General features: G+C 55.0%; 22 protein-coding genes. 13 read left to right on the top strand and 9 right to left on the bottom strand.

The window, feature by feature from the left end; all coding sequences use genetic code 11:
• Positions 1 to 58: 58 nt before the first annotated feature.
• Together accC and KK078_RS03770 are read left to right on the top strand one after the other, a co-directional pair.
• Positions 59 to 1,408 (top strand): acetyl-CoA carboxylase biotin carboxylase subunit, encoded by a 1,350-nt coding sequence (gene accC / locus KK078_RS03765; RefSeq protein WP_254088910.1) that lies wholly within the window; start codon positions 59 to 61, stop codon positions 1,406 to 1,408.
• 191 nt (positions 1,409 to 1,599) lie between these two features.
• A complete protein-coding gene (locus tag KK078_RS03770; RefSeq protein ID WP_254088911.1) occupies positions 1,600 to 2,949 on the top strand; it encodes an FAD-binding oxidoreductase in 1,350 nt (449 codons plus the stop codon).
• A 408-nt stretch (positions 2,950 to 3,357) separates the two neighbouring features.
• Here the strand turns inward: KK078_RS03770 and KK078_RS03775 are convergent, their stop codons facing one another.
• Both KK078_RS03775 and tcmP read right to left on the bottom strand, forming a co-directional pair.
• Positions 3,358 to 3,948, bottom strand: coding sequence for a DUF3109 family protein (locus KK078_RS03775; protein ID WP_254088912.1), 591 nt, complete (start codon positions 3,946 to 3,948; stop codon positions 3,358 to 3,360).
• Between the two features lie 49 nt (positions 3,949 to 3,997).
• Positions 3,998 to 4,828 (bottom strand): three-Cys-motif partner protein TcmP, encoded by an 831-nt coding sequence (tcmP, locus tag KK078_RS03780; protein WP_254088913.1) that lies wholly within the window; start codon positions 4,826 to 4,828, stop codon positions 3,998 to 4,000.
• Positions 4,829 to 4,915: 87 nt separating this feature from the next.
• Here tcmP and KK078_RS03785 point away from each other — a divergent pair, with 87 nt between their 5' ends.
• From KK078_RS03785 to murA, 3 genes are all read left to right on the top strand, one after another.
• On the top strand, positions 4,916 to 7,177 hold the full coding sequence (locus KK078_RS03785; protein WP_254088914.1) for an ATP-dependent helicase: 2,262 nt from the start codon (positions 4,916 to 4,918) through the stop codon (positions 7,175 to 7,177).
• Positions 7,178 to 7,406: 229 nt separating this feature from the next.
• The gene (locus KK078_RS03790) at positions 7,407 to 8,129 is read left to right on the top strand and encodes a DUF4290 domain-containing protein (RefSeq protein ID WP_254088915.1); all 723 of its coding nucleotides are present in this window, start codon (positions 7,407 to 7,409) and stop codon (positions 8,127 to 8,129) included.
• Between the two features lie 22 nt (positions 8,130 to 8,151).
• Positions 8,152 to 9,465 carry a UDP-N-acetylglucosamine 1-carboxyvinyltransferase gene (gene murA / locus KK078_RS03795; protein WP_254088916.1) on the top strand — a complete coding sequence of 438 codons (1,314 nt, stop codon included), beginning with the start codon at positions 8,152 to 8,154 and terminating at the stop codon, positions 9,463 to 9,465.
• Between the two features lie 21 nt (positions 9,466 to 9,486).
• Here the strand turns inward: murA and KK078_RS03800 are convergent, their stop codons facing one another.
• A complete protein-coding gene (locus KK078_RS03800) occupies positions 9,487 to 10,257 on the bottom strand; it encodes an exodeoxyribonuclease III (protein ID WP_254088917.1) in 771 nt (256 codons plus the stop codon).
• A 418-nt stretch (positions 10,258 to 10,675) separates the two neighbouring features.
• Here KK078_RS03800 and KK078_RS03805 point away from each other — a divergent pair, with 418 nt between their 5' ends.
• Complete coding sequence (locus KK078_RS03805) at positions 10,676 to 11,140, top strand: DUF6169 family protein (RefSeq protein ID WP_254088918.1); 465 nt, start codon at positions 10,676 to 10,678, stop codon at positions 11,138 to 11,140.
• A gap of 180 nt (positions 11,141 to 11,320) precedes the next feature.
• On the opposite strand, the gene KK078_RS03810 is transcribed toward KK078_RS03805, so the two are convergent.
• Positions 11,321 to 11,479 (bottom strand): hypothetical protein, encoded by a 159-nt coding sequence (locus KK078_RS03810; RefSeq protein WP_254086846.1) that lies wholly within the window; start codon positions 11,477 to 11,479, stop codon positions 11,321 to 11,323.
• Between the two features lie 148 nt (positions 11,480 to 11,627).
• Here KK078_RS03810 and hisS point away from each other — a divergent pair, with 148 nt between their 5' ends.
• Genes hisS through KK078_RS03835 form a run of 5 tightly spaced genes read left to right on the top strand, consistent with a single transcriptional unit; the run spans position 11,628 to position 17,884 of the window.
• The gene (hisS, locus tag KK078_RS03815; protein WP_254088919.1) at positions 11,628 to 12,995 is read left to right on the top strand and encodes a histidine--tRNA ligase; all 1,368 of its coding nucleotides are present in this window, start codon (positions 11,628 to 11,630) and stop codon (positions 12,993 to 12,995) included.
• A gap of 32 nt (positions 12,996 to 13,027) precedes the next feature.
• Positions 13,028 to 14,527: a histidine ammonia-lyase gene (gene hutH, locus KK078_RS03820; RefSeq protein ID WP_254088920.1), complete on the top strand. Its 1,500-nt coding sequence runs from the start codon at positions 13,028 to 13,030 to the stop codon at positions 14,525 to 14,527.
• Entirely contained in the window at positions 14,524 to 16,485 is a 1,962-nt protein-coding gene (locus KK078_RS03825) for a T9SS type B sorting domain-containing protein (RefSeq protein WP_254088921.1), read from the top strand. Before hutH ends, KK078_RS03825 begins: the two co-directional genes overlap by 4 nt.
• A gap of 59 nt (positions 16,486 to 16,544) precedes the next feature.
• Positions 16,545 to 16,880: a YbaB/EbfC family nucleoid-associated protein gene (locus KK078_RS03830; RefSeq protein ID WP_254088922.1), complete on the top strand. Its 336-nt coding sequence runs from the start codon at positions 16,545 to 16,547 to the stop codon at positions 16,878 to 16,880.
• Positions 16,877 to 17,884 (top strand): glycosyltransferase family 2 protein, encoded by a 1,008-nt coding sequence (locus tag KK078_RS03835; protein ID WP_254088923.1) that lies wholly within the window; start codon positions 16,877 to 16,879, stop codon positions 17,882 to 17,884. Before KK078_RS03830 ends, KK078_RS03835 begins: the two co-directional genes overlap by 4 nt.
• Before the next feature lie 71 nt (positions 17,885 to 17,955).
• Here KK078_RS03835 and KK078_RS03840 read toward each other — a convergent pair whose 3' ends face one another.
• The gene (locus KK078_RS03840) at positions 17,956 to 18,183 is read right to left on the bottom strand and encodes a PspC domain-containing protein (protein WP_254086840.1); all 228 of its coding nucleotides are present in this window, start codon (positions 18,181 to 18,183) and stop codon (positions 17,956 to 17,958) included.
• A gap of 191 nt (positions 18,184 to 18,374) precedes the next feature.
• On the opposite strand from KK078_RS03840, the gene KK078_RS03845 reads away from it, so the two are divergent.
• Together KK078_RS03845 and KK078_RS03850 are read left to right on the top strand one after the other, a co-directional pair.
• Complete coding sequence (locus tag KK078_RS03845) at positions 18,375 to 20,147, top strand: tetratricopeptide repeat protein (RefSeq protein ID WP_254088924.1); 1,773 nt, start codon at positions 18,375 to 18,377, stop codon at positions 20,145 to 20,147.
• 111 nt (positions 20,148 to 20,258) lie between these two features.
• A complete protein-coding gene (locus KK078_RS03850) occupies positions 20,259 to 21,239 on the top strand; it encodes a pyruvate dehydrogenase complex E1 component subunit beta (protein WP_254088925.1) in 981 nt (326 codons plus the stop codon).
• An 86-nt stretch (positions 21,240 to 21,325) separates the two neighbouring features.
• Here the strand turns inward: KK078_RS03850 and KK078_RS03855 are convergent, their stop codons facing one another.
• The 4 genes from KK078_RS03855 to KK078_RS03870 all read right to left on the bottom strand — a co-directional run bounded on the left by KK078_RS03855 (position 21,326) and on the right by KK078_RS03870 (position 26,370).
• Positions 21,326 to 23,251 carry a rhomboid family intramembrane serine protease gene (locus KK078_RS03855; RefSeq protein WP_254088926.1) on the bottom strand — a complete coding sequence of 642 codons (1,926 nt, stop codon included), beginning with the start codon at positions 23,249 to 23,251 and terminating at the stop codon, positions 21,326 to 21,328.
• A 3-nt stretch (positions 23,252 to 23,254) separates the two neighbouring features.
• Positions 23,255 to 24,487 carry a M48 family metallopeptidase gene (locus tag KK078_RS03860; RefSeq protein WP_254088927.1) on the bottom strand — a complete coding sequence of 411 codons (1,233 nt, stop codon included), beginning with the start codon at positions 24,485 to 24,487 and terminating at the stop codon, positions 23,255 to 23,257.
• A gap of 191 nt (positions 24,488 to 24,678) precedes the next feature.
• A complete protein-coding gene (locus tag KK078_RS03865) occupies positions 24,679 to 25,191 on the bottom strand; it encodes a hypothetical protein (protein WP_254088928.1) in 513 nt (170 codons plus the stop codon).
• A 12-nt stretch (positions 25,192 to 25,203) separates the two neighbouring features.
• On the bottom strand, positions 25,204 to 26,370 hold the full coding sequence (locus KK078_RS03870; protein WP_254088929.1) for a Gfo/Idh/MocA family protein: 1,167 nt from the start codon (positions 26,368 to 26,370) through the stop codon (positions 25,204 to 25,206).

The raw sequence follows: 26,370 nt of genomic DNA on the forward strand, positions 1-26,370 counted from the left end.
TGTGCCGTGCGTGACGCTTTGAACCTTGCATTTTTAACCTAGAACGCAGTAGAATACTATGTTTAAAAAAATTCTGATAGCAAACCGCGGCGAGATTGCCCTGCGCGTTATCCGTACCTGCAAGGAAATGGGTATCAAAACGGTGGCGGTATACTCTACGGCCGACCGTGAAAGCCTCCACGTTCGCTTTGCCGACGAAGCGGTTTGTATAGGTGATGCCCCCAGCAAAGATTCATACCTCAACATACCGCGGATCATTTCCGCTGCCGAGATCACCAACGCCGACGCGATCCACCCGGGCTACGGCTTCCTGTCGGAGCGCGCCGAGTTCTCGGCCATCTGCCACGAATACGGCATCAAGTTCATCGGCCCCACGCCGGCCATGATCAACGCCATGGGCGATAAGTCTACGGCAAAAGATACGATGAAGCGTGCAGGGGTACCGACCATTCCCGGTTCGGACGGTCTGCTGGAGTCCGTCGAAGAAGGGATGCGCCTCTCGAAAGAGATGGGCTACCCGGTCATCGTCAAGGCTACTGCCGGTGGCGGTGGCAAAGGTATGCGGATCATCAACAACGAGTCGGAATTCCAGAAGGCCTGGGACGACGCGAAACGCGAAGCCGCCGCCTCCTTTGGCAACGACGGCCTGTACCTCGAGAAATTTGTAGAAGAACCCCGTCACATCGAGATCCAGGTGATGGGCGACCAATACGGTAAAGTATGCCACTTGTCCGAACGCGACTGCTCGGTACAACGCCGTCACCAGAAGCTCGTGGAAGAAACTCCTTCGCCCATTATCAGCCAGGAGCTGCGCGAGCGCATGGGGGAAGCCGCCATCCGCGGCGCCAAGGCCATCAACTACGAAGGTGCCGGTACGATCGAGTTCCTCGTGGACAAGCACGGTAACTTCTACTTCATGGAAATGAACACGCGGATCCAGGTAGAGCACCCGATCACCGAAGAAGTGACCGACTACGACCTGATCAAAGAACAGATCAAGTCCGCGGCAGGTGTGCCGATCTCGGGTACGAACTACTACCCAAACCTGTTTGCAATGGAGTGCCGCATCAACGCCGAAGATCCGGCCAACGGCTTCCGTCCTTCACCAGGCAAGATTACCAACCTGCATATACCGGGTGGCCACGGCATTCGCGTGGACAGCCACGTGTACGCTGGCTATACCATTCCGCCCAACTACGACTCGATGATCGCCAAGCTGATCGTGAGCGGCCAGTCACGCGAGGATGTGATCACCCGCATGAAACGCGCCTTGAGCGAGTTCGTGATCGAGGGCGTTAAAACCACGATCCCCTTCCACCTGGCGCTGATGGACAACCCTACCTTCCGGTCGGGCAAGTTCACCACCAAATTCCTGGAAACATCGTTTGATTTCTCTGTGCTGAAGTAACCGTCAGCATCCTTTGAAATAATGCCCGGAAGACGGCCACACGCTGTTTTCCGGGCATATTTTTTTTATCCTCCCTCCCTCACAGTATTCACCAATCCCTGTATCCCTGCAGGATCACATTCCGTTAACGTCCGGGAACAGCGGCGAATCGGATTAATCCGTATTTTTACATGTCTATAGTTCGTTTTACCATGCAATCCTCAGAAGAAACCCTCTCCGGCTGGGGCAACATCCCGCACGTTGCCAGCCAGGTATTTTACCCCCAAACCGCGCGCGACATCCGTACGGCCCTGGATGCCGGCAAGATCCTGCCGCGGGGCCTCGGCCGCAGCTATGCCGACCAGGCCACCAACCGCGCGCATCACATCCTGAAAATGGAGAAGATGAACCACTTCCTCGCCTTCGACGCCGAAAAGGGCGTGCTGCAATGCGAAGCCGGCGTAAGCCTGGAAGAGATCATCGACCATTTCGCCCCACGCGGCTGGTTCCCCCTCATTACACCGGGCACCAAGTTCATCACGATCGGCGGCGCCATCGCCAACGACGTACACGGCAAGGCGCACCACGCCGACGGCTCGTTCGTAAACTGTGTGTATGACTTCACGATCCTGCTGGCCAACGGGGAGATCGTACGCGCCAGCCGCGACGAAAACGCCGACCTGTTCTGGGCCAACTTCGGCGGCCTGGGCCTGCTCGGCACGATCCTGACGGCCACCCTCCAGCTGCGCAAGATCGAAACCACCTACTTCGTACAAAAGGCCGTCGCCGCCCGCAACCTCGACGAGATGCTGGCCGCCATCGACGTGAGCGAGCAAACCTATACGTCATCCGTCGCCTGGATCGACTCCATGGCCAAAGGCAAAAACCTCGGTCGCGGCGTCTTAACCATGGGCAACCACGCCCTGCTCAAAGACCTGCCGCCCAAGCTGCGCACCAACCCCCTGAAGCTCGGCAAGAAAGCCAAGCTCTCGGTGCCTTTCTACCTGCCCAGCTTTACCTTGAACACACTCACGGTAAAGATCCTGAACACCGCCCTCTACATCATGCAGAAGAACGGCGCGCCGATCGCGCACTATGACAAATTCTTCTACCCGCTGGATATGATCAACAACTGGAACCGTGGCTACGGCAAGCGCGGGTTTATTCAATACCAGTTTGTATTACCGATGGAGCGTGGCCCCGAAAACATCCGGAAGATCCTGACCGAGATCACACAAAGCGGCTGCGTACCCTTCCTGAACGTGCTGAAGAAGTTCGGCAAAGGCCAGGGTGGCTTGCTGTCGTTTCCGTTTGAAGGCTACACATTTGCCATCGACTTCCCCATTACAAAACAGCTAAAGCCATTCACCCAAAAGATGGACAAAATGGTGCTGGACATGGGCGGACGGATTTACCTGGGCAAAGATGCCTACCTGGACGAACCTACGTTCAAGGCCATGTATCCACAACACAAAGACTGGCTGGACATCAAAAAGAAATACGACCCTCGGGATGTGTTCAGCTCGGATTTATCGCGAAGGCTGGGCCTGGCGCAAGTCTGAGCGAAGCGGTGACTTGTGCCTAAACGGCAGGCAGTTTGCAACTGCCGGGGGGAGATAAAGGCAGGTTGTCATAGACTTATCATAGTGATATCATAGACTTGTCATAGTGATGACATAGTACTAAAGACTGGAATATGACCCTGTCGGTGCTTGCTTTAGACCCGGCAAAAGCAGGATCACCAGAACTACTGCTAGCGACGGTCTCACGACCGTCTTCGCCCGCAGGGCGTATTCAGCCCCATGCTACCAAAGACTAACCATTACATTTGATAAAACCAGTATGGATGTGTAAAGTAAAAGACGGTCGGCAGACCGTCACCATACACAGCACCGGTGATACGCCTGCGCTCCGCAGGGCGCAACACCAGCCCCAGCAATGCAAAAAGCCCGACAACGTCGGGCCTTTTATTATTTCTTAGCCTTCTTCTCTTCCTTCGGCCGCTCCTCCACCGCCTGCTCCAGTTCACTATACCACTGCTCGCCGTACTTCCGGATCAGCGGCGCTTTCAAAAATTTATACACGGGAACTTGCAGCTCTTTGCCCAGCGCGCAGGCCGGCGAGCAGATATGCCACTTATGATAATTCAGCGCCTCGAAGTTCTTCTTCGCCGTAATGCGAATAGGATACAGGTGACACGAGATCGGCTTCTTCCACGAGATCTTCCCATCCAGGTAAGCCTGCTCGATGCCGCATTTCAAAATTCCCTGCTTATCGTAGATCGCATAAACGCACTCGCGGCCGTCAATTACGGGCGTACACAAGTCACCGTCGTCGTCGGTGGTGTGTGTGCCCAGCTTTTCAATGACGCGGATGGCGTCTTTGGTCAGGTAGGGTTTCACGACGGGGTAGATCTCTTCCAGGATCGGAAGCTCATCGGCATCCAGGGGGGCGCCGAAGTCGCCCTCCACGCAGCACGCACCTTTGCATTTGTCCAGGTTGCAGACAAACTCTTTTTCCACGACATCGTCGGAAACCAATACTTCGCCAATCTTGATCATGACGCAAAGATACTGAAAATCAGTTTACCTGCCGAAGGCAGGCCAGCCACTAAAACAGCTCGGTCTGGTCGCTGCTGTACACGCTGTGCTGGATCACTTTCGTGGAATACTTGCGGGAAAAGAACCCGACGTAGTACGCCGGCACCTGCATCAGCAGCGAGCCTTGCCTGCCGTCAGGCAGGCCGACCGGGTGTGCGGACAGGGCCGTGTTGAGGCCGAGCATCAGCATGTTGGTCTGGTACAGGCGCACAATGTGTTTGTAGAACTGGGCGTTGCTGCTAGTGGTGGCCAATCGGTGCAGGTCGCCTACGCCGAGAAATCGTTTGAGGGTGGCGGCGTGCTCGTCGTTGTAGTAGGAATAATTCATACGATCGTTCAGCGGCCAGATGAAGGGCATGATGAAACTAAAATTCAGCGCGGCGAGTTTATCTATTGTCGCAAACGGTACACGGAACGAAAACGGATCGACCAGGCACACGACAGCCACTTTGCCCCCACGGATATTTTTCGGAAGCACCGCCTGCAGGGCCTCCACCGCCTCGGTGGGGTCGCAGTCCAGCACGGTTGTGTTCCGGTCGCGGAAGCGGCCCGCCAGGCGGCTGCGCAGCGCATGCGCCTGTGTGGGGTCCGGTTCACAGAAGATCCATTGCGAGATAGGCCATTGTTCGGCCATCAACGTAAAGGCAGCGCCGGGAAAAACCTCTTTCTGATGGCCGTGCGAGTACAGGCCGCTGCCCGCACACAGGTCGACGACGATGATCTCGCCGGCGCGGCCGGCAACATGCCCGATGAATGATTGGACGTAACGTGTGATAACCTGAACCTTTACTTTAAACCAAGGCTCGGCAGCGGTGATACTCAATCCGTCTTTATACTCCACACATTGCGTGTTTTTTTCAAAAATACAGAAGGACGAATTTCCTTAAAAGGATGTCCGTCTTTAATGTTTAATTTGCGCTTTGAAATTATGAACGAATACCTAGATACCCTCAACGAACCTCAACGCGAAGGCGTGCTCACCACCGAAGGCCCCGTCATGCTCATTGCCGGCGCCGGCTCCGGCAAGACCCGGGTGCTGACCTTTCGCATCGCATACCTCATTCAGGAAAAAAATGTTGATCCGTTCAGCATCATGGCGTTGACCTTTACCAACAAGGCTGCGAAAGAAATGCGCGAGCGTATTGAAAAGGTCGTCGGCAGCGATGCCCGCAGCCTCATGATGGGTACCTTTCACTCGGTGTTCTCGCGCATTCTTCGCGCAGAGGCACACCACCTGGGGTATCCCAACAACTTTACGATCTACGATACCGACGATGCCAAGCAATTGCTGCGCACTATCATCAAGGAAAAAGGCCTGGACGATGCGATCTATAAAGTCAACACCGTGTTGAGCCGCATCTCGGCGGCCAAGAACCGGTTGATCAGCGCGGAAGAGTACCTGCGAAATGCAGAGCTGATGGGGGATGACGCAGCCAACATGCGGCCCGAGATCGGCGCCATCTACAAAATATATACCATGCGGCTCTTCAAATCGGGCGCCATGGACTTTGACGACCTGTTGTTCAACACCGACAAGCTTTTCAAAGAACACCTTGACGTGCTGAACAAATACCAGCAACGCATTCAATATCTGATGGTGGACGAGTTTCAGGATACTAACCTCTGCCAGTATTATATCATTCGTAAACTCGCCGCCGTGCGGGAGAACGTTTGCGTGGTGGGCGACGATGCGCAAAGTATCTACGCCTTCCGCGGAGCCGACATTACCAACATCCTGAACTTCGAACGCGACTACTCCGACCTGAAGGTGATCAAACTGGAGCAGAATTACCGCTCGACCAGCAATATTGTACAGGCCGCCAACTCGGTCATTAAGCGCAACCGCGCGCAGCTGCCCAAGAATGTGTGGACCGCCAACGAAGAGGGCAAGCTCATCGAGCTGATCAAAGCCGTATCCGACAACGAAGAAGGCCGTCTCGTGGCGACGTCGATCTTCCAGGAGCGCATGCAGCACCAGATGAAGTACAGCGATTTTGCGATCTTATACCGCACCAACAGCCAGTCGCGCGCCCTGGAAGAATCGCTGCGGCGCATGAACATCCCCTACCGCATGGTGGGCGGCCTGTCGTTCTACCAGCGCAAAGAGATCAAAGACCTGCTGGCCTACCTGCGTTTCACCATGAACCAGCAGGACGAGGCTTCGTTCCGACGCATCATCAACCTGCCCAAGCGCGGTATTGGTGACGCCACGGTCGATAAGATCGTGGTGGCCGCCAACGACCACGGCGCGCCCCTGTGGGACATCGTGCAGAACGTTACGCCCTTTGTGGGCGGGCGTGTGGCCGGGCCGATCGACGACTTTGTGGCCATGATCAAACGCTTCGCGCTGGAGATCGAACGCAAGGATGCATACGATGCTGCCTTCGAGATTGCGAAGGGCTCGGGCCTGTTGCGCGAACTGTACGAAGACAAGACCGTAGAGGGCCTGAGCCGCTACGAGAACGTGCAGGAATTGCTGAACGCCATCAAGGAATTTACCGACGACCCGGAGCGCCAGGACAAGAGCCTGGGCGCCTTCCTACAAGAAGTATCGTTGCTGACGGGACAGGACGAAGAGAAGGATAAGGATCCGGACAAGGTCACGCTCATGACCATCCACATGGCCAAGGGGTTGGAGTTTAAATATGTCTACATGGTGGGCATGGAAGAAGACCTCTTCCCCTCGCAGATGATGATCAACAGCCGCGCCGACCTGGAAGAAGAGCGCCGCCTGTTCTACGTGGCCATTACGCGGGCGGAGAAACGCCTGTTCCTCTCGTATGCGCTGTCGCGCTACCGCTTTGGCCGCCTGAAGAACTCCGAGCCCAGCCGCTTCCTGGACGACATCGACCCGGCCTTTATCAAGGTCAGCAGCAAGTTCAGCAGCGTGGTGGAGTCTACCCCACCCCCCAGCCAGTATGCCAAAAAGCTGGTGTCGGGCATTAGGAAAACCGTCACATCCGCGCCGCCGACGCGCCCGGTGACCTACAAGCCACCGGCAGACTTTGTACCCGGCGATACGTCTAAGCTGCAGGTAGGCATGCGGGTGGAACACCCCAAATTCGGCCTTGGCACGGTTTTACAAATGGATACCTCCGGCGCAGACCGCAAAGCCAGGATCGGCTTTAAGGACATCGGCGAGAAGACCCTGCTGCTGAGCTTTGCCAAGCTGCGCATTATCGAGAATTAGCCGGCAAGCCTACCGCAGGTAGGCCCTGGAAAGAGCCCAGGCCCAGGTATTTTACTTTTGTGAAATATCCGTTACCTTGCGGTTAAAATATAATTTACCTGAAGGGACCGGATCCATTGCCATTTAACTTTTACCGGACACCCTGAGCAATCGGCGCCTGATCTCATTAATTAAATTTTGGTAACCCCGCCCGGCCCCTGCCGGCGGAAGCATAGATAAAAAAAACTGTATGATAGGAGAATATAACACTTCCCGTCCCCACATCATTTTGAAAGAATACGGCCGCAACGTACAAAAGCTTGTGGAGTACATCCGCCGTCAACCCGATAAGCAAAAACGTACCGAGCTTTCGTATACCCTGATCGAGCTCATCAAACAACTCACGCCCTCCATCAAGGAGCAGGGCGAAGATCCGCAGCGTATGTGGGACGACCTCTATATCATCGCCGACTTCGATCTCGACGTAAACAACCCATACCCGGTGCCTGACCGCGAGACGGTGTTCAAGAAGCCGCTGCGTGTAGAGTATCCGAAGAACAACGTGCGGTTCAAGCACTATGGCTCCAACATCGAGAAGCTGGTAAAAGAAGCCCTGAAGAAAGAAGACCCGCAGGAACGCGAAGACGCGATCATCTACCTGGGCAAGCTCATGAAGACCTTCTATGCCAACTGGAACAAAGAACCCCTGGATGACTCGGTGATCCTGCGCGACATCCAGATGATGTCGGGCGGTGCGTTGAACATGACCATCGACAAAGTACGCGAAGACAACCTCTTCGAGAAACTATACAAGGAACGCAAAAAGGTTCGCCCGCAGGGTGGCAGCAGTGGTAACCAGAACCACCCGGGCCATCAAAGCCATAACCGTCAGGGTGGCGGCGGTCACAACCGTCCCTTCAACAAGAACCGTGGCAATAACAACAACAATTTCAAGCGCAGAAGAGACCAATAGCCAATAGACCAGAGCGTATTCCATGAGCATTTTCAAGATACGGGGTGGAAAAAAACTGAAAGGTGAGATCACTCCCCAGGGTGCTAAAAACGAAGCACTGCAGATCCTGAGCGCCGTCCTCCTGTCGCCGGAGCCTATCACGATCCACAACATTCCTGATATTGTCGATGTTAACAAGCTGATCGAACTGATCGGCGACCTCGGCTGCAAGGTCGAACGCCTCGGCAACGGCTCCTGCCGCTTTACTTCCAATAACATCAACACGGCTTTTTTAGAGACCGACGAATACCGCAAAAAGGCGGCCGCCCTGCGCGGGTCCGTCATGCTGCTCGGCCCGATCCTGGCCCGCTTTGGCAAGGCCAGCCTGCCCAAACCGGGCGGCGATAAGATCGGCCGTCGCCGCCTCGATACGCACTTCCTGGGCTTCCAGAAACTGGGCGCCAAGTTCAACTTCGACGCCAGCGAGCACCTCTTCCACATCGACGCCAGCGAGCTCCGCGGCTGCTACATGCTGCTGGACGAAGCCTCTGTCACCGGCACGGCCAACATCGTGATGGCAGCAGTACTGGCCAAAGGCACCACCACGATCTACAACGCGGCATGCGAACCCTACCTGCAACAGCTTTGCCTCATGCTCAACCGCATGGGCGCGAAGATCGGCGGTGTAGGCTCTAACCTGCTGACCATTGAAGGTGTCGGCAAGCTCGGAGGCACCGAACATACCATGCTGCCCGACATGATCGAGATCGGCAGCTTTATCGGCCTGGCGGCCATGACCCAATCGGAGATCACCATCAAGAATTGCCGCATCGACATGCTCGGCATCATCCCGGACATTTTCCGGCGCCTGGGCATCAAGCTCGAATTCCGCGGAGACGATATCTATATCCCTTCCCAGGAGCGCTACGAGATCGAGACGTTCATCGACGGCTCTATCCTGACCGTAGCCGACTCGCCGTGGCCGGGCTTTACGCCCGACCTGATCAGCATCGTGCTGGTGGTTGCCACGCAAGCCAAAGGCACCGTGCTCATTCACCAGAAGATGTTTGAAAGCCGCCTGTTCTTTGTCGACAAGCTGATCGACATGGGCGCCCAGATCATCCTCTGCGATCCGCACCGCGCCAACGTCATCGGCCTGGATCGTAAGCAGGCGCTTAAGGGCATCAAGATGTCGTCGCCCGATATCCGTGCCGGTGTGGCCCTGCTCATCGCCGCGCTGTCGGCGCCGGGTACGAGCGAGATCTCGAACATCGAGCAGATCGACCGGGGCTACCAAAACATCGAAGGCCGCCTGCGCGCCATCGGCGCGGACATCGAGCGTGTCGGCGGTAACTAAGAAGTCTTATTTTTCGCGGCATTATAAGTCTATGCGGATGCCTACCGGGCAGTGGTCCGAGCCCAGATATTCATTGTAGATGGCGGCTTCCTTGACCTTGTCCATCAGCGACTCGGCTACCAGGAAGTAGTCGATGCGCCAGCCCACGTTTTTCTCGCGGGCCTTGGTTACATAATCCCAATAGGTATACTTCACCTGCTCGGGGTAGAACCGGCGAAAGGTATCGACAAACCCGGCTTCCAGCAGGCGGGTGAAGCCGTCTATTTCGCGCTGGGTATAGCCCGCAGACTTGTTGTAATTCTCCTTTGCCCGGGCAATATCGATCGCCTGGTGCGCCACATTCAGGTCACCGCAGACAATGACGGGCTTGCGGCGGCTGAGCCACTGTAAATATTCGGTAAACTCTTTATCCCAACGCTCGCGGTAGTCCAGGCGGGCCAGTCCTTCGCCGGAGTTGGGCGTATAGACCGTCACGACAAAATAGGTGGCAAACTCCGCCGCGATCACGCGGCCCTCCTGGTCGTGCTCTTCCAACCCCATATCGTAGGACACCTGCATCGGCTCTTCCTTCGTCAGGATGGCGGTGCCCGAGTAGCCCTTGCGGGCTTTGGATGAATTGACGTAGACGTGATACCCGGGCAGCAACTCCAGCGCTGAGCGCACTTCTTCCACAGCGGCTTTGGTCTCTTGGAAGCAAAGAATGTCCGGATCCATCTGCTGGACATCTTTCAAAAAGTCCTTTTTGATGATCGAGCGGATGCCGTTTACGTTCCAGTTGACAAAATGCTTCATGCGGATTGGTTTTCGGCCTCAATGTTAAGAAAGTTCACCGGGAAGTTTCAACGAAAACGGAGAAAGTGCCGGGGATGACCAGTCAAGGCAGATTAGAATGAAAGGTTTTCGATAAACCAAACGATAACGTTCGTCAATAAGCACACTAAATATTAACCAAAAACCTGATCATCAGTAAGTTGACATTATTTTATAATAATATTCGATTACTTTTTAGTGTTTTTTATTAAATTTGGAAACTATGAACAATCAAAAAGATGTTCTAGAACCGTGAAAGCAAGTAACTCACATATCATTAAATCCTCCACCGGTAAAAAGTCGATGGGCTCAATCCTCATGAAATTGGTTGAGGATAAGAAAGATATTGAGAAAAAAATTCTTGCTGGTGATTACTCTGGCTTAAAAAAGCAGCATAAGCTTGTCCAGCCAATATGAGGTTTCTCTTTTCGAAGGAACTTATCAATTCATAACAAAGAATGGCATCCAATACGTCTGCACCTTTAAGGACGTAACTGAGAATTTTGACGACTTTGATATAAAGCATTGTCGTATTCATATGTTTAATTTGACAAACATATCCATAGGCGCCCTTCCGCCGTTGGACAGTCGTGTGGGCGTGACCGTGACGTGGATTCTTTCAGAGTTTTTTAAAGGCAATGATGATGTAGTAATATATGTTGCCGACACAAAGGACGGCAGACATGAGAAACGTCGTCAACGATTTGACAGATGGTTGCGCGACTATCCTATTGCAGGCGTGGTGATCGATAATTACACATACCAAAATCTTTTAGCCGGGATTATTAGGAAGGAAACCGAACTGCACAAATTGATTTCGGATGAGCTTAGGATGAGATTTGATAAAATGAAAGAGGGATATTAGGGGAGTTAATTTGCCTCCTAAACGGAGGGATAACGGCCCTTCACTATTACAAATTCTGACAGCCCCCAGGAGTGTACGAAATCGGAAAGGAAAAGAAACTAGTGCATGCAACGAGGTAAAAACAGAAAGCCCTGTGCGGTGGCACAAGGCTTTTCTATATCGTAAAAGGTCAGGGTCTGCTTATTTCTTAGCAGCCTTTGCTTTGAACTCTTCTTTGATCGCTTCGATGTCAACGTTCTTGATCACCGGCTTGGCGTTCTGGATCTTCAGCGACTGGCGACGCACAGCCGATTTAGCCTTATCTTTGCGGTTTTTTCTCTTAAGTCTGGTTACTGCCATGGCACTTATTCTTTAAAAGGAGCGCAAAAATAATCCTCTTTTCCATTCCAACCAAGAAATAATCGTAATTATCCTGGCACACCCCGTATTGGCAGCCCGGGGTCTTCCGTTCCTGAAAATCCTGGTTAGCTTTGCGGCTTAGAATTTTATGGAAAAACCCACATTACCTAAAGGAACACGCGATTTCGGTCCGGCCGTGATGGCCAAGCGGCAGTTTATATTTAACACCATCCGCCAGGTATTCCAAACGTACGGCTTTATGCCCCTGGAGACCCCCGCCATGGAAAATTTGTCGACACTGACCGGCAAATACGGTGAGGAAGGCGATCAACTGCTGTTCCGGATCCTAAATTCGGGTGACTACCTCAAAAAAGTGGACGAATCCGCTCTCTCCAGCCGCGAGCTACGCAAAATAACACCGGCCATTTCCGAAAAAGGCCTCCGCTACGACCTGACGGTGCCTTTTGCCCGCCACGTCGTCATGAACCGCAACGACATCGCCTTTCCTTTTAAACGCTATCAAATGCAGCCCGTATGGCGCGGCGACGCACCCCAGCTCGGCCGTTACCGCGAGTTTTACCAGTGCGACGCCGACGTGGTGGGTACCAACTCCCTGCTCTGCGAAGCCGAGATTATTCTCATGATCAAAGAGGTGTTTAAGGGTCTTGGCATTACCGATTACAGTATCAAGATCAACCACCGTGGCGTACTGTCAGGCATCGCCGAGGCAATTGGCGCACAAGACCGCGAGACGGCCTTGTTTGTGGCCATCGACAAGCTGGACAAGATCGGTGTTGATAAGGTCAAAGAAGAACTGCGTCCGAAGGGCTTTTCGGAAGAAAGCCTGACGACGTTATTTGAATTGCTGGAAGTAAAAGGCTCTACGACGAACAAGATCGCATTTCTGTACGACCGTTTTGACGGTAACGAAACGGGCCAAAGGGGTTTACGCGATCTGCGCGAAGTATTGAATCTGCTGCAAAGCTATAACGCCGACGATACACACGTGGAGTTCGACATTGCCCTCGCCCGCGGCCTGAGCTACTATACCGGCTGCATCTTTGAAGTAAAGATTCACAATGTCGGTATCGGCAGTGTGAGCGGCGGTGGACGTTACGACAATCTGACCAAGGCCTTTGGAGATAAAGAAAATCTGTCCGGCGTAGGCTTTTCCTTTGGCGTGGACCGCATCTACGATGCCATGGAAAAACTCCAACTGTTTCCCAAAAATACCATCGTATCGTCTAAAGTACTGATATGTCATTTTGACGATGCCTCGCTGCAGCATGGGCTCGGTGTATTGGCGAAGTTGCGTGCTGCCGGCATCGCATCCGAGATATACCCTGACCAGAAGAAGATCAACAAGCAGCTGGACTACGCAAACAAAAAAATGATACCCTTCACGTTGGTGATCGGCTCGGAGGAGATGACCAGCGGCCAGCTGGCCTTTAAGGATATGGAGAAAGGCGAGCAAGTGAAAGCCACCGTCGACGAGGTCATCGCCAGGCTGCGCTAACGCCACCCCTACGCCCATCAACCAACCAACCCATGTCCGTTCATTCCTTATCCGATAAACCCCTCACGCTCGACGATCTCACAGCAGTACTTCATGGCCGTGTGACCGTCGAGCTGCCGGCGCACACCCGCGAAAAGATCGCCCGCTGCCGCGCATACCTCGATCAAAAACTGGCAGGCTCGCAGCAGGCGATCTACGGTATCAATACCGGCTTTGGCTCGCTGTATAACAAAAACATCTCGCACGACCAGTTAGAGAAGCTACAGGAGAATCTCGTGAAGTCGCACGCCTGCGGCACCGGCCCCGAAGTGCCGGAAGAGATCGTCACCCTCATGCTCTTCCTCAAGGCGCAGTCGCTGGCCTATGGTTACTCGGGCGTACAGGTCATTACCGTCGAGCGTATTATAGCGATGTATAACGAGCGTGTACTGCCCGTGATCTATGAGATGGGCTCCCTCGGCGCATCGGGCGACCTGGCGCCCCTCGCGCACTTGTCATTACCACTCTTGGGCCTCGGCGAAGTACAACACAATCATACCCGTTTATCGGGCGAGGCCGTGAACAAGCTCTTCCGGTGGCAGCCCATTGCTTTTGCTGCAAAAGAGGGGTTGGCGCTGCTCAACGGTACACAGTTCATGAGCGCCTATGGCACCTGGTGTGTGCTGCAGGGGCAACGTTTGTTGCACCTCGCCAACCTGATCGGCGCATTGTCGCTCGACGCTTTCGACGGACGCATCGAGCCGTTCCTGCCCTCCGTACACGCCATCCGCCCGCATGCGGGACAGCAGTCTGTCGCGGCGGCAATACGGGCTTTGCTCACCGGTAGTGACCTGATCGCGCAGACAAAAAAACACGTACAAGACCCGTACTCCTTCCGCTGCATGCCGCAGGTACACGGCGCCAGCGCCGACGCGCTCGCGTATGTCACGCAGGTGATCCTGACGGAAGTCAACAGCGTTACTGATAATCCGAATGTCTTTCCCGACGACGATGCCATCATCTCGGCGGGTAACTTCCACGGCCAGCCGCTGGCCCTGGCGCTCGACTTCCTGGGCATCGCCCTGGCCGAGCTCGGCAACATCTCCGAGCGACGTACCTACCAGTTGATCGCCGGACTGCGCGACCTGCCCAATTACCTGGTGGCCAACCCTGGTATCAACTCCGGACTCATGATCCCTCAATATACCGCGGCCTCGCTCGTCAGCCAGAACAAACAGCTTTGCACACCGGCCTCGGTAGACTCCATCGTGTCGTCCAACGGGCAGGAAGACCATGTCAGCATGGGGGCGAACGCGGCCACGAAAGCGTACCGCATCGTCAACAACCTGTATTCCATTCTGGCCATCGAGCTCATCACCGCAGCCCAGGCGCTGACCTTCCGCCGGCCACTCAAAACTTCGCCGGCGCTGGAAGAATTCGTTCATACTTTCCGCGCGGTAGTGCCGTTTATAGAAGATGATCGCATATTGCATGACGATATTAAAAAAGCGGAGGGTTTCCTCCGGGATCTGCCGCTGAAAACGAACGCATGAAGGCACCGTCGCTCATCTTTACCGCACTGCTCGCACTCCTGGTCACACACGTAGCCGTGGCCCAGGTGCCCAGTGACAATGGTAAATTTACGGCCGACGCCGCGAAAGGATGTGCCAACCTGGTCGTCCGGGTCACGAACGCCTACTGTGTCACGGAATCATGCTCGTACCAGAAGATCAAGAACGGCGTCGTGGTGCAAACCGGTGAGTTTGACAATGCCAAGGCCGGCTTCGATACCGTGCACTTTCCCTCCTCCGGCACCTATATGTTGTCCATTGTCGTCGGCACGACGGGCGTAAACAACGACGAGATCCGCATAGACGTATCGCCCAACACGCCACCCGACCTGGAAGCATATTCCTGCAACGGCGGCAACGTATTTGTGCGGGTGCTCACCTCCACCTATCCGTTCTATGTCTTCGACTATGCCGACGGCCCGCCGGTCACAAAGCCGGCGATCAGCGCCTTCGACATTCACACCTATGTACCGGCCCCCGCTACGCCCACACCGCGCACGGTAAAGGTGACCGGCAGCAACGGCCCCGGCGCCAACGACGCAAGTTGCCTTGCCAAAACTGCTACCGTAACCGTTGCCAATACCCTGCCCGCGGCCGATATCCGGCGGGTGGAAGTGCTGGATCCCGGCTCGTCCGTGAAAGTAGATTTTGATACCGATCCTTCCATTCAATACCGGTTTATGGTGGCGACTAACAACGCCACGGGCTTTCAGCAATACGCGCAATTGTATAGCGACCAGGCCACCACCATGACCCAAACACTGGCCAACGTTCCGGCCCAGGTGAATTACTACTGTTTCCGGGTCAATACCTATAATCCGTGCGACAACGTCGTGGCGGCCAGCTCACCGGTCGTGTGCAGCCTCAACCTGACGGCTACTGCCCAAAACAACGAGAACGACCTTACCTGGTCGACCGCCGTGGCCAGCGCCGGTCACCCGCTGACCGGCATCACCATCACCAGGAACGACGCGGCGCTGCCTAACGTAGCCCCTACCCCTGCGGCATATGCCGATACCGACGTCACCTGCCGGGAGCCATACACCTACCGGCTCACCGGCCACTATACTGGTGGCGCACAAAGCCTCTCGCTCCCGAAAAGTGTCACGGCATTCTCGAACAACATTCCCCCGGCCATTGCCGACATCAGCGCGCAGGTAGACGGCACCAGCGTCACGCTCACCTGGCCCGAAGTAGCGGTACCGGCGTCGGCATTTTCCCTGGTGAAGACCGTGAACGGCGTACCCGGCGCGGAGGAGGAGTTTACGACGCTTCCGTTTATAGACCCGGCCTATGCTGCGGCGACGCCTACGTGCTATCGCGTGACCTATACCGATCGGTGTGGTAACACCAGTCTGCCCAGCCCCGATGCCTGCCCGGTGCAGCTCACCGGCAGCCTGCGGCCCGATAATACCGTCGACCTGGCATGGTTGGCCTATAACGGCTGGACGTCGCCCGTTAGCACCTATATCGTGAACCTCTACGACGACCAGGGCAACCTGGTGGAGAGCACCGACGCGGGCAACGTCACCACGTTTACGGAGCCTCACACGCAGAATCCCGACATCCAGGTCTGCACCTATGTCATTACCGCCCGGGCCGCCGACGGCACCCTGGATCCCTCGGTTTCCAATATCATTACCCTGATCAAAGCCCCGAACCTCTATTATCCGACCGGCTTTACACCCAACCGCGACGGCACCAACGACACCTTCCGTGTGTTCGGGCAGCGCTACGTGGTGAGCTTTGAAATGAAGGTCTTTAACCGCTGGGGCGAGATGATGTATAGTACCGGCGACAAAGATGATGCCGGCTGGGACGGCACCTACAAGGGCAATCTGCAGCCAGAGGGTACGTATGTCTTTACCGCGACGGTCGTAGACCGGGCCGGGCGTACGTTCGAGAGATCCGGCGCCTTCTATCTGCTGCGAAAGAAGTAGGCTATCGTCAATCAATTCATACCTTTGCCGCCAGATAACAACCCGTAATCCATACAGCTATGTTTGACATGATGAAAATGATGGGCAAGATGAAGGAAGTTCAGGCCCGTATGAAAGAAGCCCAGGATAACCTCGTCAATGTACGTGCCGAAGGCGATGCCGGCGCCGGCATGGTGAAGGCCACTGTCAATGGTAAAAAACAGCTCGTGGCGCTGGAGATCGACCCTTCCCTGCTGAAAGCCGATGACCGTATCATTTTGCAAGACCTGATCATCGCCGCCGTCAACAAGGCTGCCGGCGAAGCCGAAGTAAAGGCCAAGGAAGAGCTGCGCAAGAGCACCGAAGGGCTGCTGCCGAATATACCGGGTGTCGACCTTAGCAGCCTGATGGGATGAGCCGGACTGCCGTTGTCATTCTGAACTATAACGGGGCCGCCTACCTGCGTAAGTTCCTGCCCGCTGTCGTGGCGTGTTCGCCCGAAGCCGAGGTTATTGTTGCCGACAACGGCTCTACCGACAATTCCATTGAAGTATTAAAGCGCGAGTTTCCCGGTGTCAGGCTGATCCTGTTCGACCAGAATTATGGCTTTTGCGGCGGCTATAACCGGGCGTTACGACAAGTGACCGACGCCGATTACTACGTGCTGCTCAACTCCGACATCGAAGTTACACCAGGGTGGCTGCCGCCGCTCATCCGCTTACTCGATACCAACGCCGGTATAGCGGCGGTACATCCCAAGATCCTTTCCTATCATCAGCCCAGCCTGTTCGAGTATGCCGGCGCCGCCGGCGGGTATATCGACGCCCTGGGGTATCCCTTCTGCCGCGGCCGGATGTTCCAGGAGGTGGAGACGGACAGCGGCCAGTATAATGATCAGCGCCCGGTGTTCTGGGCGACCGGCGCATGCCTGGTGATCCGGGCGGAATTATACCATCAATTTGGGGGCTTGGATGAGGACTTCTTTGCACATATGGAAGAGATCGATCTCTGCTGGAAACTGCAGCGCTCCAACCACCAGGTGTACTACTGCGGGCTGAGCACTATCTATCACGTTGGCGCCGGCACGTTGGGCTATGACCATCCGCGTAAGACGTACCTGAACTTTCGAAACGGGCTGTCGCTTATCCTGAAGCACTTCGACACGACCGAGTTAGTGTATAAATTCCCTGTGCGTCTGGCCCTTGACTGGCTGGCGGCGGTGGTGTTCCTGGCCCGGCGCAAGCCTGCTAACGCAGGGGCCGTGCTGCGGGCGCATGTACATTTTCTGCGCCGGTTCGGTCGCGACTGGCGCAAGCGCAAGGCCCTGCGCGGCGCCTACCCGTCGTATCCCCGCACGGCGGTATATCCGGGATCCATCGTTTTCGACCATTATATCCGCCGAAAGTCTCCCCGGGTATAGTTATTGCTACCGGTAAAGCTATCGAGGATCGAGGGTATTACCGCTGGTAACGCTTATTATCCTTTCCTAACTCAATAGTCCCACACAGGCTTGCGCTTACGCAAATGCTTGCGCATGTTCATGATAAAGGCCAGGGAAAGGTAAATGATCAGCGGTGATCCGAATGTGATAAAGGAAGTGTAAATAAAGAAAAGTCGTATGCTCGAGGTGGCCACACCGATCTTCTCGCCAATGTGCGTACACACGCCAAAGGCCTGTCGTTCAAAGAAATGCTGGATTTTATCGGTTAATTGCCTCATATTGCCTTCACTTTTAGAACTTCAACGTGGAAAAAGTTGATTTGTCGAACAAAAATCCGGCTTACAAATATAACGCGCTGAACGCTTCTTATGATCCATGCCGATCTTATTTTTTTGAGTATAATTGCAAAAAAATACACATAAGTATAGTTTTGCAACCTGTTTAAAATCAACTAATAAACTAAAATCCAATGAGAAAAGTAGTTTACTCATTTCTGGTCGTCGGTGCCTTTAGCCTCGCGGGCTGCACGCTGCCCAAGATGGTGAAAATGGCAAAAGAACAACAGCTGACTGTGACCCCTAATCCGCTGGAAGTTCATAAGGATACAGTTGCCTACGAACTGGCAGCAAACCTGCCCGTAAAAATGCTGAAGAAGGGTACCACGTACACCGTCAACAGCTTCTACAAGTATGGCGAGCAAGAACTTGCGCTGGATCCTATACCGTTCAAGGCTGAGGACTACCCGAACGCCGCAAAAGAGCAGCCGCGCGTAACAAAGAGCTTTGCATTCCCTTACCAGCCTGCGATGAAAGTAGGTACGCTCGAAGTAGAGGGTGTTGCTGCAAAAGGCTCTAAGTCGAAAGCCACTGCACGTATGCCGATCGCTACCGGCGTGATCACTACTTCCAAATTGGTGAAGCCCGTATATTTCGCTGCATACGCTGGCCACGGTTACAACAACCAGGAAGAACTTGTTCCGGTTGTTATCCCTGACTTCATCTTCGAACAAGGCCGTTCTGTACTCAGAACCTCTGAGATCAAGAGCCCTAAAGGCAAGCAACTCGATGCCTTCATCGCTTCGAAGAACGCTACCCGTACCGTAACCATCACCGGTACTCACTCGCCTGAAGGTGCTGAACGTATCAACAGCAAACTGTCTCCGGAACGTGCTGCTGCGATCGAGAAATTCTATCGCGCAGAAATGAAGAAGTACGACTACAAAGGCAAAGCTGACTCGATCCAGTTCATCCTGAAGCCCGTTATCCAGGACTGGGCTAACTTCAAAGTAGAACTCGAAAAGTACACCGGCATCACCTCGGAAGAGAAAGCAGAATACCTGAACATCATCAACGGTGGCGGTACTTTCGAAGACCAGGAGAAACAATTCAAGTCGCTGAAGACGTACAAGAAAGTTTTCAAAGACGTATATCCGAAACTGAGAACAGCCAAGACCGAGATCCTGGTTGTAAAAGAGAAGAAAACAGACGCTGAGATCTCTGTTCTCGCGAAACAGATCGCACAAGGCTCTACCAGCGCCGATACCCTGTCACAAGAAGAGCTGCTGTACGCCGGTACACTGACTCCTTCCCTGGAAGAGAAAGCCGCTATCTACGAAGCCGCTACCAAAAAAGGTACCAGCTGGGTAGCCCACAACAACCTGGGTGCTGTATACATCGCACAAGCCATCGAAAACTCGAGCAACGCTGCTGCCCTGGCCGACAAAGCGCAGGCTCAGCTGGACCTCGCTTCCAAGATCAACGACGCCCCGGAAGTACAAGCCAACCTGGCTTCTGTAGCGGCCCTGAAAGGCAACGCATACGCTGCTTACACGCACGCTGCTAAAGCTGCCGGTGGTCTGACAGGCGACAACGCTGCCGGTATCAACGGTGTAAAAGGCTACGCTGAGATCGTTAAAGCACAGTACGCTGCCGCAGTAAGCTCTGAGTCTAACGCTACAGACAACGCTGACAACCTGTTCAACAAAGGCCTGGCGCAAGTCCTGAACAAAGACTATCAGAACGCCCTGACTTCTTTCAAAGAAGCTACCAACAAAAACAGCAACCTGGCGATCGCGTACTATGGCGCGGCTGTTGCCTCTGCCCGCCTGAACCAGGCTGACGGCGTGGTAAGCAACCTGACATCTGCTGTTAAAATTGATCCTGCCCTGAAAGAAGCTGCTCTGAGCGACCTCGAATTCACAAAATTCGCGGCCACTGAGCCTTTCAGAAATGCGTTGAAATAACAGAACTCATTGGAATTTCAATATAAGAACCCTCCCGGTACCCGGGAGGGTTTTTTATTTGCCCAATCCACCCCCGGATACTATTTTTACACGCTTTTCAAAAGTAACGTCATGAGAGAGATCCAGTTTAGAGAGGCCCTGCGCGAGGCCATGAGCGAAGAAATGCGTAAAGACCCCAGCATCGTGCTGTTGGGTGAAGAGGTAGCCGAATACAACGGTGCCTACAAGGTCAGCCAGGGCATGCTGGCGGAATTCGGTCCCGAGCGCGTGCTTGATACACCGATCGCTGAGCTGGGCTTTGCCGGTATCGGTGTCGGGGCGGCCATGAACGGCCTCCGCCCGATCGTTGAATTCATGACCTTCAACTTCTCGCTGGTGGCCATCGACCAGATCATCAACTCGGCTGCTAAGATCCTTTCCATGTCTGGCGGCCAATACAGCGCCCCGATGGTATTCCGTGGCCCCACCGGCAACGCCGGCCAGCTGGGTGCCCAACACTCCCAAAACTTTGAAAACTGGTTTGCCAATACCCCCGGCCTGAAAGTAGTCGTTCCTTCCAACCCGTACGACGCCAAAGGGCTCCTGAAAGCCTCCATCCGCGATAACGACCCCGTCATTTTCATGGAGTCGGAAGTGATGTACGGTGACAAAATGGACGTTCCGGCCGAAGAATACATTATTCCCCTCGGTCAGGCCGACACGAAACGCGAAGGTACCGACGTGACGATCGTGTCGTTCGGCAAGATCATGAAAGTGGCCCTGGCCGCAGCCCAGGAGCTCGAAAAAGACGGCATCTCGGCCGAAGTGATCGACCTGCGCACCGTGCGCCCGATCGACTACGCAGCCATCGTAAACTCGGTAAAAAAGACCAACCGTCTCGTGGTCGTGGAAGAAGCGTGGCCGCTGTCGTCTATCGCTACGGAGATCACCTACCACGTGCAGAAGCACGCGTTCGACTACCTGGATGCTCCCATCCAGCGTGTAAACAGCTTCGACGCGCCCCTGCCCTACGCTCCCACGCTGATCCAGGCCATCCTGCCCAACGTAGAGAAGACCATCAAAGCCGTAAAAGCAACCCTGTACCGCGACTAATACGCCGCGTCTTTGACGTGACGGAACTGAATACAGCAGCCTTCCGCCAACTGGCGGAGGGCTGTTTTTTTATGCCCTGTCGGGGATTAGAAGGCGATTTCCATGTAGCCCTGCGAGGTAACGGCCTCGTGCCCCCGTACCAGCGCCGGGCGCCAGGGTGGCCCTTCACGCAGCAGGCGGATAGCCTCCTGGTCGCAGGCCGGGCAGACGCTCTGTAAGATCACAAAGTCGCGAAGCCCGCCCCGGATATCCACGGTAAAAACGACTTTTACCGTACCGCTTCCCGGCCATGCCGCACCGGGCGCATGCGTGTGGCGCTCCAGGTACTTTCGATACTTCTCCAGGCCCATAACAGGCAGGGACAGGTCGCTCCACTGATCGTATACATACCGTTTGCCGTCGGGGGTAAAGGCCATGCCCCGCTCCAGCTTACCGTCGCGGTAGAGCTCCTGGTAGTAGGGTGTACCGTCGGGATGATAGCCTTTCCAGAGACCGTCCTGCCGGCCGTCCCGGTAGCTGCCCTCGGCTTTTATCTTTCCGTTTTCATACCACTGTGTCTCGCGGCCGTTACCGTCCTTTACCTGCACACGGCCCAGCGAGTCCCATACGTTGCGCGTATAGGCGCCGTCCTGGTAAACCACTTCGCGCTGCAGCCGGCCGTTGTGGTAGTAGGTCTCCCACTTGCCGGTGGACTCCTCACGCCGGTACCGGCCGGCCGAGGTATACGTGCCGTGGTCGGAGTAATAGAGGAAAATACCGTCTTTCAGACCGTCTTTATACTCCCCTTTCATCTGCACGTCGCCGTTCCGGTAATAGTCTGTTACCCGGCCTTGCCAACGGCCTGCGGAGTCCCGGGCACCTTCGCGATAATAGTAAAAATCGGTTACGCGAAGCGTTTCCTTCCAGTCCTTGTCGTAGTATACTTTTGTGTAGTTCCATTTTGAAGGCGCGGTTTCCGGTGGTGTTTGCTGCACGGTGTCCGCGGTCAATGCCAGGGATGCTTCATAATTCAGGGGGAACTGGATCGTCCCCACCGATCCCAGCTGCTGCTGCACGAGCCCGATGCTGTCGAAGTATACGTACGATTCACGCGCGATCATCTTTACCCGGTAGGCTGTTTCCTCCCGGCGCAGCCGGCTGTATTGGCCGACAACGGTCGTGTCATTTTGCAAGGCCCCAGGGATCGCCGGGAGCGCGCGAAGCTGCGCCACGATGGTGTCCCACTGACCAACGATCACCTCCAGACTGTCCTTCAAGGCTTCGTCCGTTTTTGTTGCACCGTATACCTGCGCCGTGGCGTCATCCGCCTGAAGCAGATCCTGGTAGATGGCGTAATAGCGTTTCTGCCCCTGCGGAAAGAAGAACAATGCCAACGGCATCACGAGTACCACCACGAGCAGCTGCACATTCGGAATAAGCCAGCGCAGTTTAAAATGAAATACCGACAGGATCACCCCCGCGATGCAGCCGCCGATGTGACCGGCCAGGTCTACATTCAGCCGCATCGTAAAGAAGATGTTGATGGCGACAAAGATCACGAAGTTGATAAACACCGTGCGCAGTTGCTGGCGATCGTGAAAGCTACCGATGACTTCGGCCCCGAGCCGGTAGCCATACAGCCCGAACAAGGCACCCGACGCCCCCGCGCTGATCGTATATACATTAAACAACAGACTTGCAAAACCCGATGCCAGGCCACAGCAAAAATATACCAGTAAGAATCGCGGTGTGCCGATAGCAGGCTCCAGTCCCACTCCCAGCGCGTACAGTCCATACATGTTCACCAGCAGATGAATGACGCCATAGTGCAGGAACATGGACGTCAGCAAGCGCCAGGGCTGGTCTCCCAGCGTATAGGGATTAAAGTTGCCACCCACGTGCAGTATGGCCAGCGCATCGGCGCCGGTGTTCATCATCAGGCTTTGCTGTTGCCACGCCAGCCACAGGAACACCACGAGGTTGATGCCTATCAGCATCGTGGTGGCGATCGATCTACGGAACAGGTCTCCCATGGGTTATTTGGCCAGCGCCGCCAGCCGTTGCAGCAACGGCGGATGCGAATAGTGAAAAAATACGTATAGCGGGTGCGGATACAGGTTGCTGAGGTTCTCTACAGACAGCTTCTTGAGCGCCGCCATCAGCGCGGGGCCGTCGTAGGTCTCACGTGCGTAGGCGTCGGCCTCGAACTCGTTCTTGCGGCTATAGACGCTCATCAGCATACCTGTCATCGCCGACACAGGCGAGAACAGCGTGGCAAAGGCGATCAGGTTCAGGTGTACGGCCTGCCGGCTTCCCCCCAGCGCAAGCGACAACGCCTCGCTGGAGATCATCCACGACAACACATACAGTGTAAAAAATATCTGCACTACCGCCAGCACGAGGCTCCACACAATGTGTTTTTTCTTAAAGTGGCCTACTTCGTGCGCGAGCACCGCCACCAGTTCCTCCTCCGTGTGCTGCTGAATGAGTGTGTCGTACAGCACGATCTTTTTCTTTTTACCGATGCCCGAGAAAAAGGCGTTGGCCTTGCTGCTGCGTTTCGAGCCGTCGATCACAAAGATGTTATCCAACGGAAAGTCTACTTTATGGGCAAAGGCTTCGATCGCCGTCTTGAGCGATCCCGCCGGCAGCGGCGTCAACTTGTTGTACAACGGCAGGATGAGCGAAGTATAAAACAGGTTTATGAACAACACATACACCGTGGCCAGCGCGGCGAACCAAAGCCAGAACGACGGCCCCAGGGTTTGCACCAGGTAGATCAGCGCCGCCAGCAACGAACCGCCTACCAGGGCACCGAGCAAATAGCCCTTGAGCTTGTCGAGAATGAACGTGCGCACGGTCGTTTTGTTAAAACCATACTTTGCCTCGATCACAAAGATGCTATACCATTGGAACGGAAGTGTCAAAATATCGGACGCCAGCACGATCACACCAAAGAACACCAGCGCCAGTACGATCTCGTTGGAAAAAAACGGCCGGAGCTGTTCGTCTACCCATCCAAAGCCTCCGGTAAGCAACATGCCAACGGAAAGCAGAAAGCTCAGCGCATCGGTCAGAAACGAAAAGCGGGTCAGCTCGCGGTGATAGGCCAGCGAGGTGAGGTATTTCTCCCGGTCGTAGAATGCGGCGATCTCATCCGGCAACGTGGTACGCTGGGCCTTCAGGTTAAGATAGTCCAACAGTTGTCCGAAAACGTAGGAAATCGTGGTGATGGCCAGAATGATGACAAGAATGGTGTGCGGCTGCATAGACTCCGTTTTACGCAAATAAAAGGAGAAGTCGCAAGGTTGTAAAGGGTTATCGGAAATACACGTACAGGACGTACAGGATGCGGGCGTAATAGCTGACGCAATAACGTAGCATCACCGAAACCGGGATGAGTATCGGGTACAACAGCCCGGTTCCGGTGTAATGCCGTAACATGGTGTAGCGATAACGGTTAAGCGCGGTCCTCCTCCAGGTCTTCATGGTTGTCGCCGCCGAGGCTGTAAGAATTGTTCTCTTCGTCTTCTGTTCCGATCGCCTCAGACGCGTCGTCGAGCTCCGAACCGGGTATGTCGAGGTCTTTGCCGGCGAAGTCTACCGGGGTCACCCGGGCGCGTAGCTGATCGTCATCGCCTTCGTCGCTGTTCAGGCCGTCGGAGCCCAGCGCGCGGCGATCTTCTTTTGTCAGGTCGCTTTCGGTATTGCCCCGCCGCTCACGGGCCACCTCTTCGGTCATTTGTTTTTCCGTCATGCGCGACGTGCTCATATCCTCCAGGTCGACGTGGACACGCTCCATGCCATTGCCGGGGTTCATGATATCCTCGCTGGGTGGATACTCGCCCGGAAGCTTGTCTTCCTTCTTCGGTGCTTTGGCCTTGGTGTGCGTAGCTTTCGTGGCTTTTGTCGCCTTGTTCGCCGGCACGTTTTTCTTCGCGGCGGCGGTATTGCTATTTTTTGTCGTTTTCATATAATCGGGTGTTTAAAGGTTATTCAATTCGATACGAACACCGGTCGAAGCAGCTTCGTAGATGGCCATGAGAATGCTGACATCCCGCAGGCCCATCTCGCCCGGCACCTTACTCTTTTTATTCTGACGCACACAGGTAGCGAAGTCGTCCATCTGCAAAGCCTGCTGGTTCACCTGGGGCAGGTCGAGCTTTCCCTGGCTGCTGCTGCCGGTGATGCCCTTATAGGCATAGGCTGGCTCGAGCGCGTACCAGCCACGTTCGGCATCGACCCGCAGCATGTTCATGTCCTTGGCGTAGCTCGTTTCGCAATCGGCCAGCACACCGCCGGGGAATTCCAGTTGCCACGCGAGCGACTGCTCGACCTGCGAGAACCGCTTCAGGTCGGTCTTTTCGCCTTCGCGCGCCGTTACAGCAATCGGGTTCCTACCCGCGGTATAGATGGCCGCCTGCACGCAGTAAATGCCGACATCCATCAACGGGCCACCTCCGGCCAGCTTCTTGTCCAGCCGCCATACGTTCGGCTCGATATCCATGCCGTCGCGGGCCATTATCTTCTGGATCGCTCCGTATACATGATTCTTACCAAACTCCATCATCGTAAGATTGTGCGGCTCGAAGTGCAACCGGTAGCCGATCGATAACAGGCGGTCGGCCTTTTTACACGCGGCTATCATCTGCTCGCACTCCTTTACCGACACCGCCATGGGCTTTTCACAGATCACGTGTTTGCCGGCTGCGGCCGCGCGGATCGTAAACTCCGCGTGCATCGAATTTGGCAACACGACATAGACGATGTCGATATCCGGATTATCCTTTATGGCGTCGAAGTTCTGGTAGTTGTAAACATTCTTGTTGGGAATACGGTATTTGCGCTTCCACTTCTCGGCTTTGGCGGGTGTACCGGTAACTATGCCGGCCAGGTAGCAATTTTTGGTCTGCTCCAACGCCGGTGCCAGCTGATGCGTGCTATAATTGCCGAGCCCCACAAGAGCTATGCCCAGCTTGCGCCCGGGATCCTGAGCAGGGGCCGTAGCACCGGCATCCTCCTCCGACCCGTGCGGGCTGCGCGACACCCCCCACGCCGGCAGGGAAAAGCTGAGCAACGTACCGCCCACCGTGCCGGACAGCTGACGAAGAAAGGTCCGTCGCGAGGATGTAGAGGTGTCGAGTGGTTTCAT

The organism is Dawidia soli, from assembly GCF_018598185.1.
In the GTDB taxonomy this organism is placed as follows: Bacteria; Bacteroidota; Bacteroidia; order Cytophagales; family Cyclobacteriaceae; genus Ohtaekwangia; species Ohtaekwangia soli.

Excerpts from the sequence above, each read along its gene's own strand:
- hisS (WP_254088919.1), top strand. The coding sequence starts at position 11,628 with ATGGAAAAACCCACATTACCTAAAGGAACACGCGATTTCGGTCCGGCC.
- KK078_RS03845 (WP_254088924.1), top strand. The coding sequence starts at position 18,375 with ATGAGAAAAGTAGTTTACTCATTTCTGGTCGTCGGTGCCTTTAGCCTC.
- KK078_RS03865 (WP_254088928.1), bottom strand. The coding sequence starts at position 25,191 with ATGAAAACGACAAAAAATAGCAATACCGCCGCCGCGAAGAAAAACGTG.
- KK078_RS03830 (WP_254088922.1), top strand. The coding sequence starts at position 16,545 with ATGTTTGACATGATGAAAATGATGGGCAAGATGAAGGAAGTTCAGGCC.
- KK078_RS03775 (WP_254088912.1), bottom strand. The coding sequence starts at position 3,948 with ATGATCAAGATTGGCGAAGTATTGGTTTCCGACGATGTCGTGGAAAAA.
- accC (WP_254088910.1), top strand. The coding sequence starts at position 59 with ATGTTTAAAAAAATTCTGATAGCAAACCGCGGCGAGATTGCCCTGCGC.
- KK078_RS03800 (WP_254088917.1), bottom strand. The coding sequence starts at position 10,257 with ATGAAGCATTTTGTCAACTGGAACGTAAACGGCATCCGCTCGATCATC.
- KK078_RS03790 (WP_254088915.1), top strand. The coding sequence starts at position 7,407 with ATGATAGGAGAATATAACACTTCCCGTCCCCACATCATTTTGAAAGAA.
- KK078_RS03870 (WP_254088929.1), bottom strand. The coding sequence starts at position 26,370 with ATGAAACCACTCGACACCTCTACATCCTCGCGACGGACCTTTCTTCGT.
- KK078_RS03835 (WP_254088923.1), top strand. The coding sequence starts at position 16,877 with ATGAGCCGGACTGCCGTTGTCATTCTGAACTATAACGGGGCCGCCTAC.
- KK078_RS03810 (WP_254086846.1), bottom strand. The coding sequence starts at position 11,479 with ATGGCAGTAACCAGACTTAAGAGAAAAAACCGCAAAGATAAGGCTAAA.
- hutH (WP_254088920.1), top strand. The coding sequence starts at position 13,028 with ATGTCCGTTCATTCCTTATCCGATAAACCCCTCACGCTCGACGATCTC.
- murA (WP_254088916.1), top strand. The coding sequence starts at position 8,152 with ATGAGCATTTTCAAGATACGGGGTGGAAAAAAACTGAAAGGTGAGATC.
- KK078_RS03850 (WP_254088925.1), top strand. The coding sequence starts at position 20,259 with ATGAGAGAGATCCAGTTTAGAGAGGCCCTGCGCGAGGCCATGAGCGAA.
- KK078_RS03840 (WP_254086840.1), bottom strand. The coding sequence starts at position 18,183 with ATGAGGCAATTAACCGATAAAATCCAGCATTTCTTTGAACGACAGGCC.
- KK078_RS03825 (WP_254088921.1), top strand. The coding sequence starts at position 14,524 with ATGAAGGCACCGTCGCTCATCTTTACCGCACTGCTCGCACTCCTGGTC.
- KK078_RS03770 (WP_254088911.1), top strand. The coding sequence starts at position 1,600 with ATGCAATCCTCAGAAGAAACCCTCTCCGGCTGGGGCAACATCCCGCAC.
- KK078_RS03785 (WP_254088914.1), top strand. The coding sequence starts at position 4,916 with ATGAACGAATACCTAGATACCCTCAACGAACCTCAACGCGAAGGCGTG.
- KK078_RS03860 (WP_254088927.1), bottom strand. The coding sequence starts at position 24,487 with ATGCAGCCGCACACCATTCTTGTCATCATTCTGGCCATCACCACGATT.
- KK078_RS03855 (WP_254088926.1), bottom strand. The coding sequence starts at position 23,251 with ATGGGAGACCTGTTCCGTAGATCGATCGCCACCACGATGCTGATAGGC.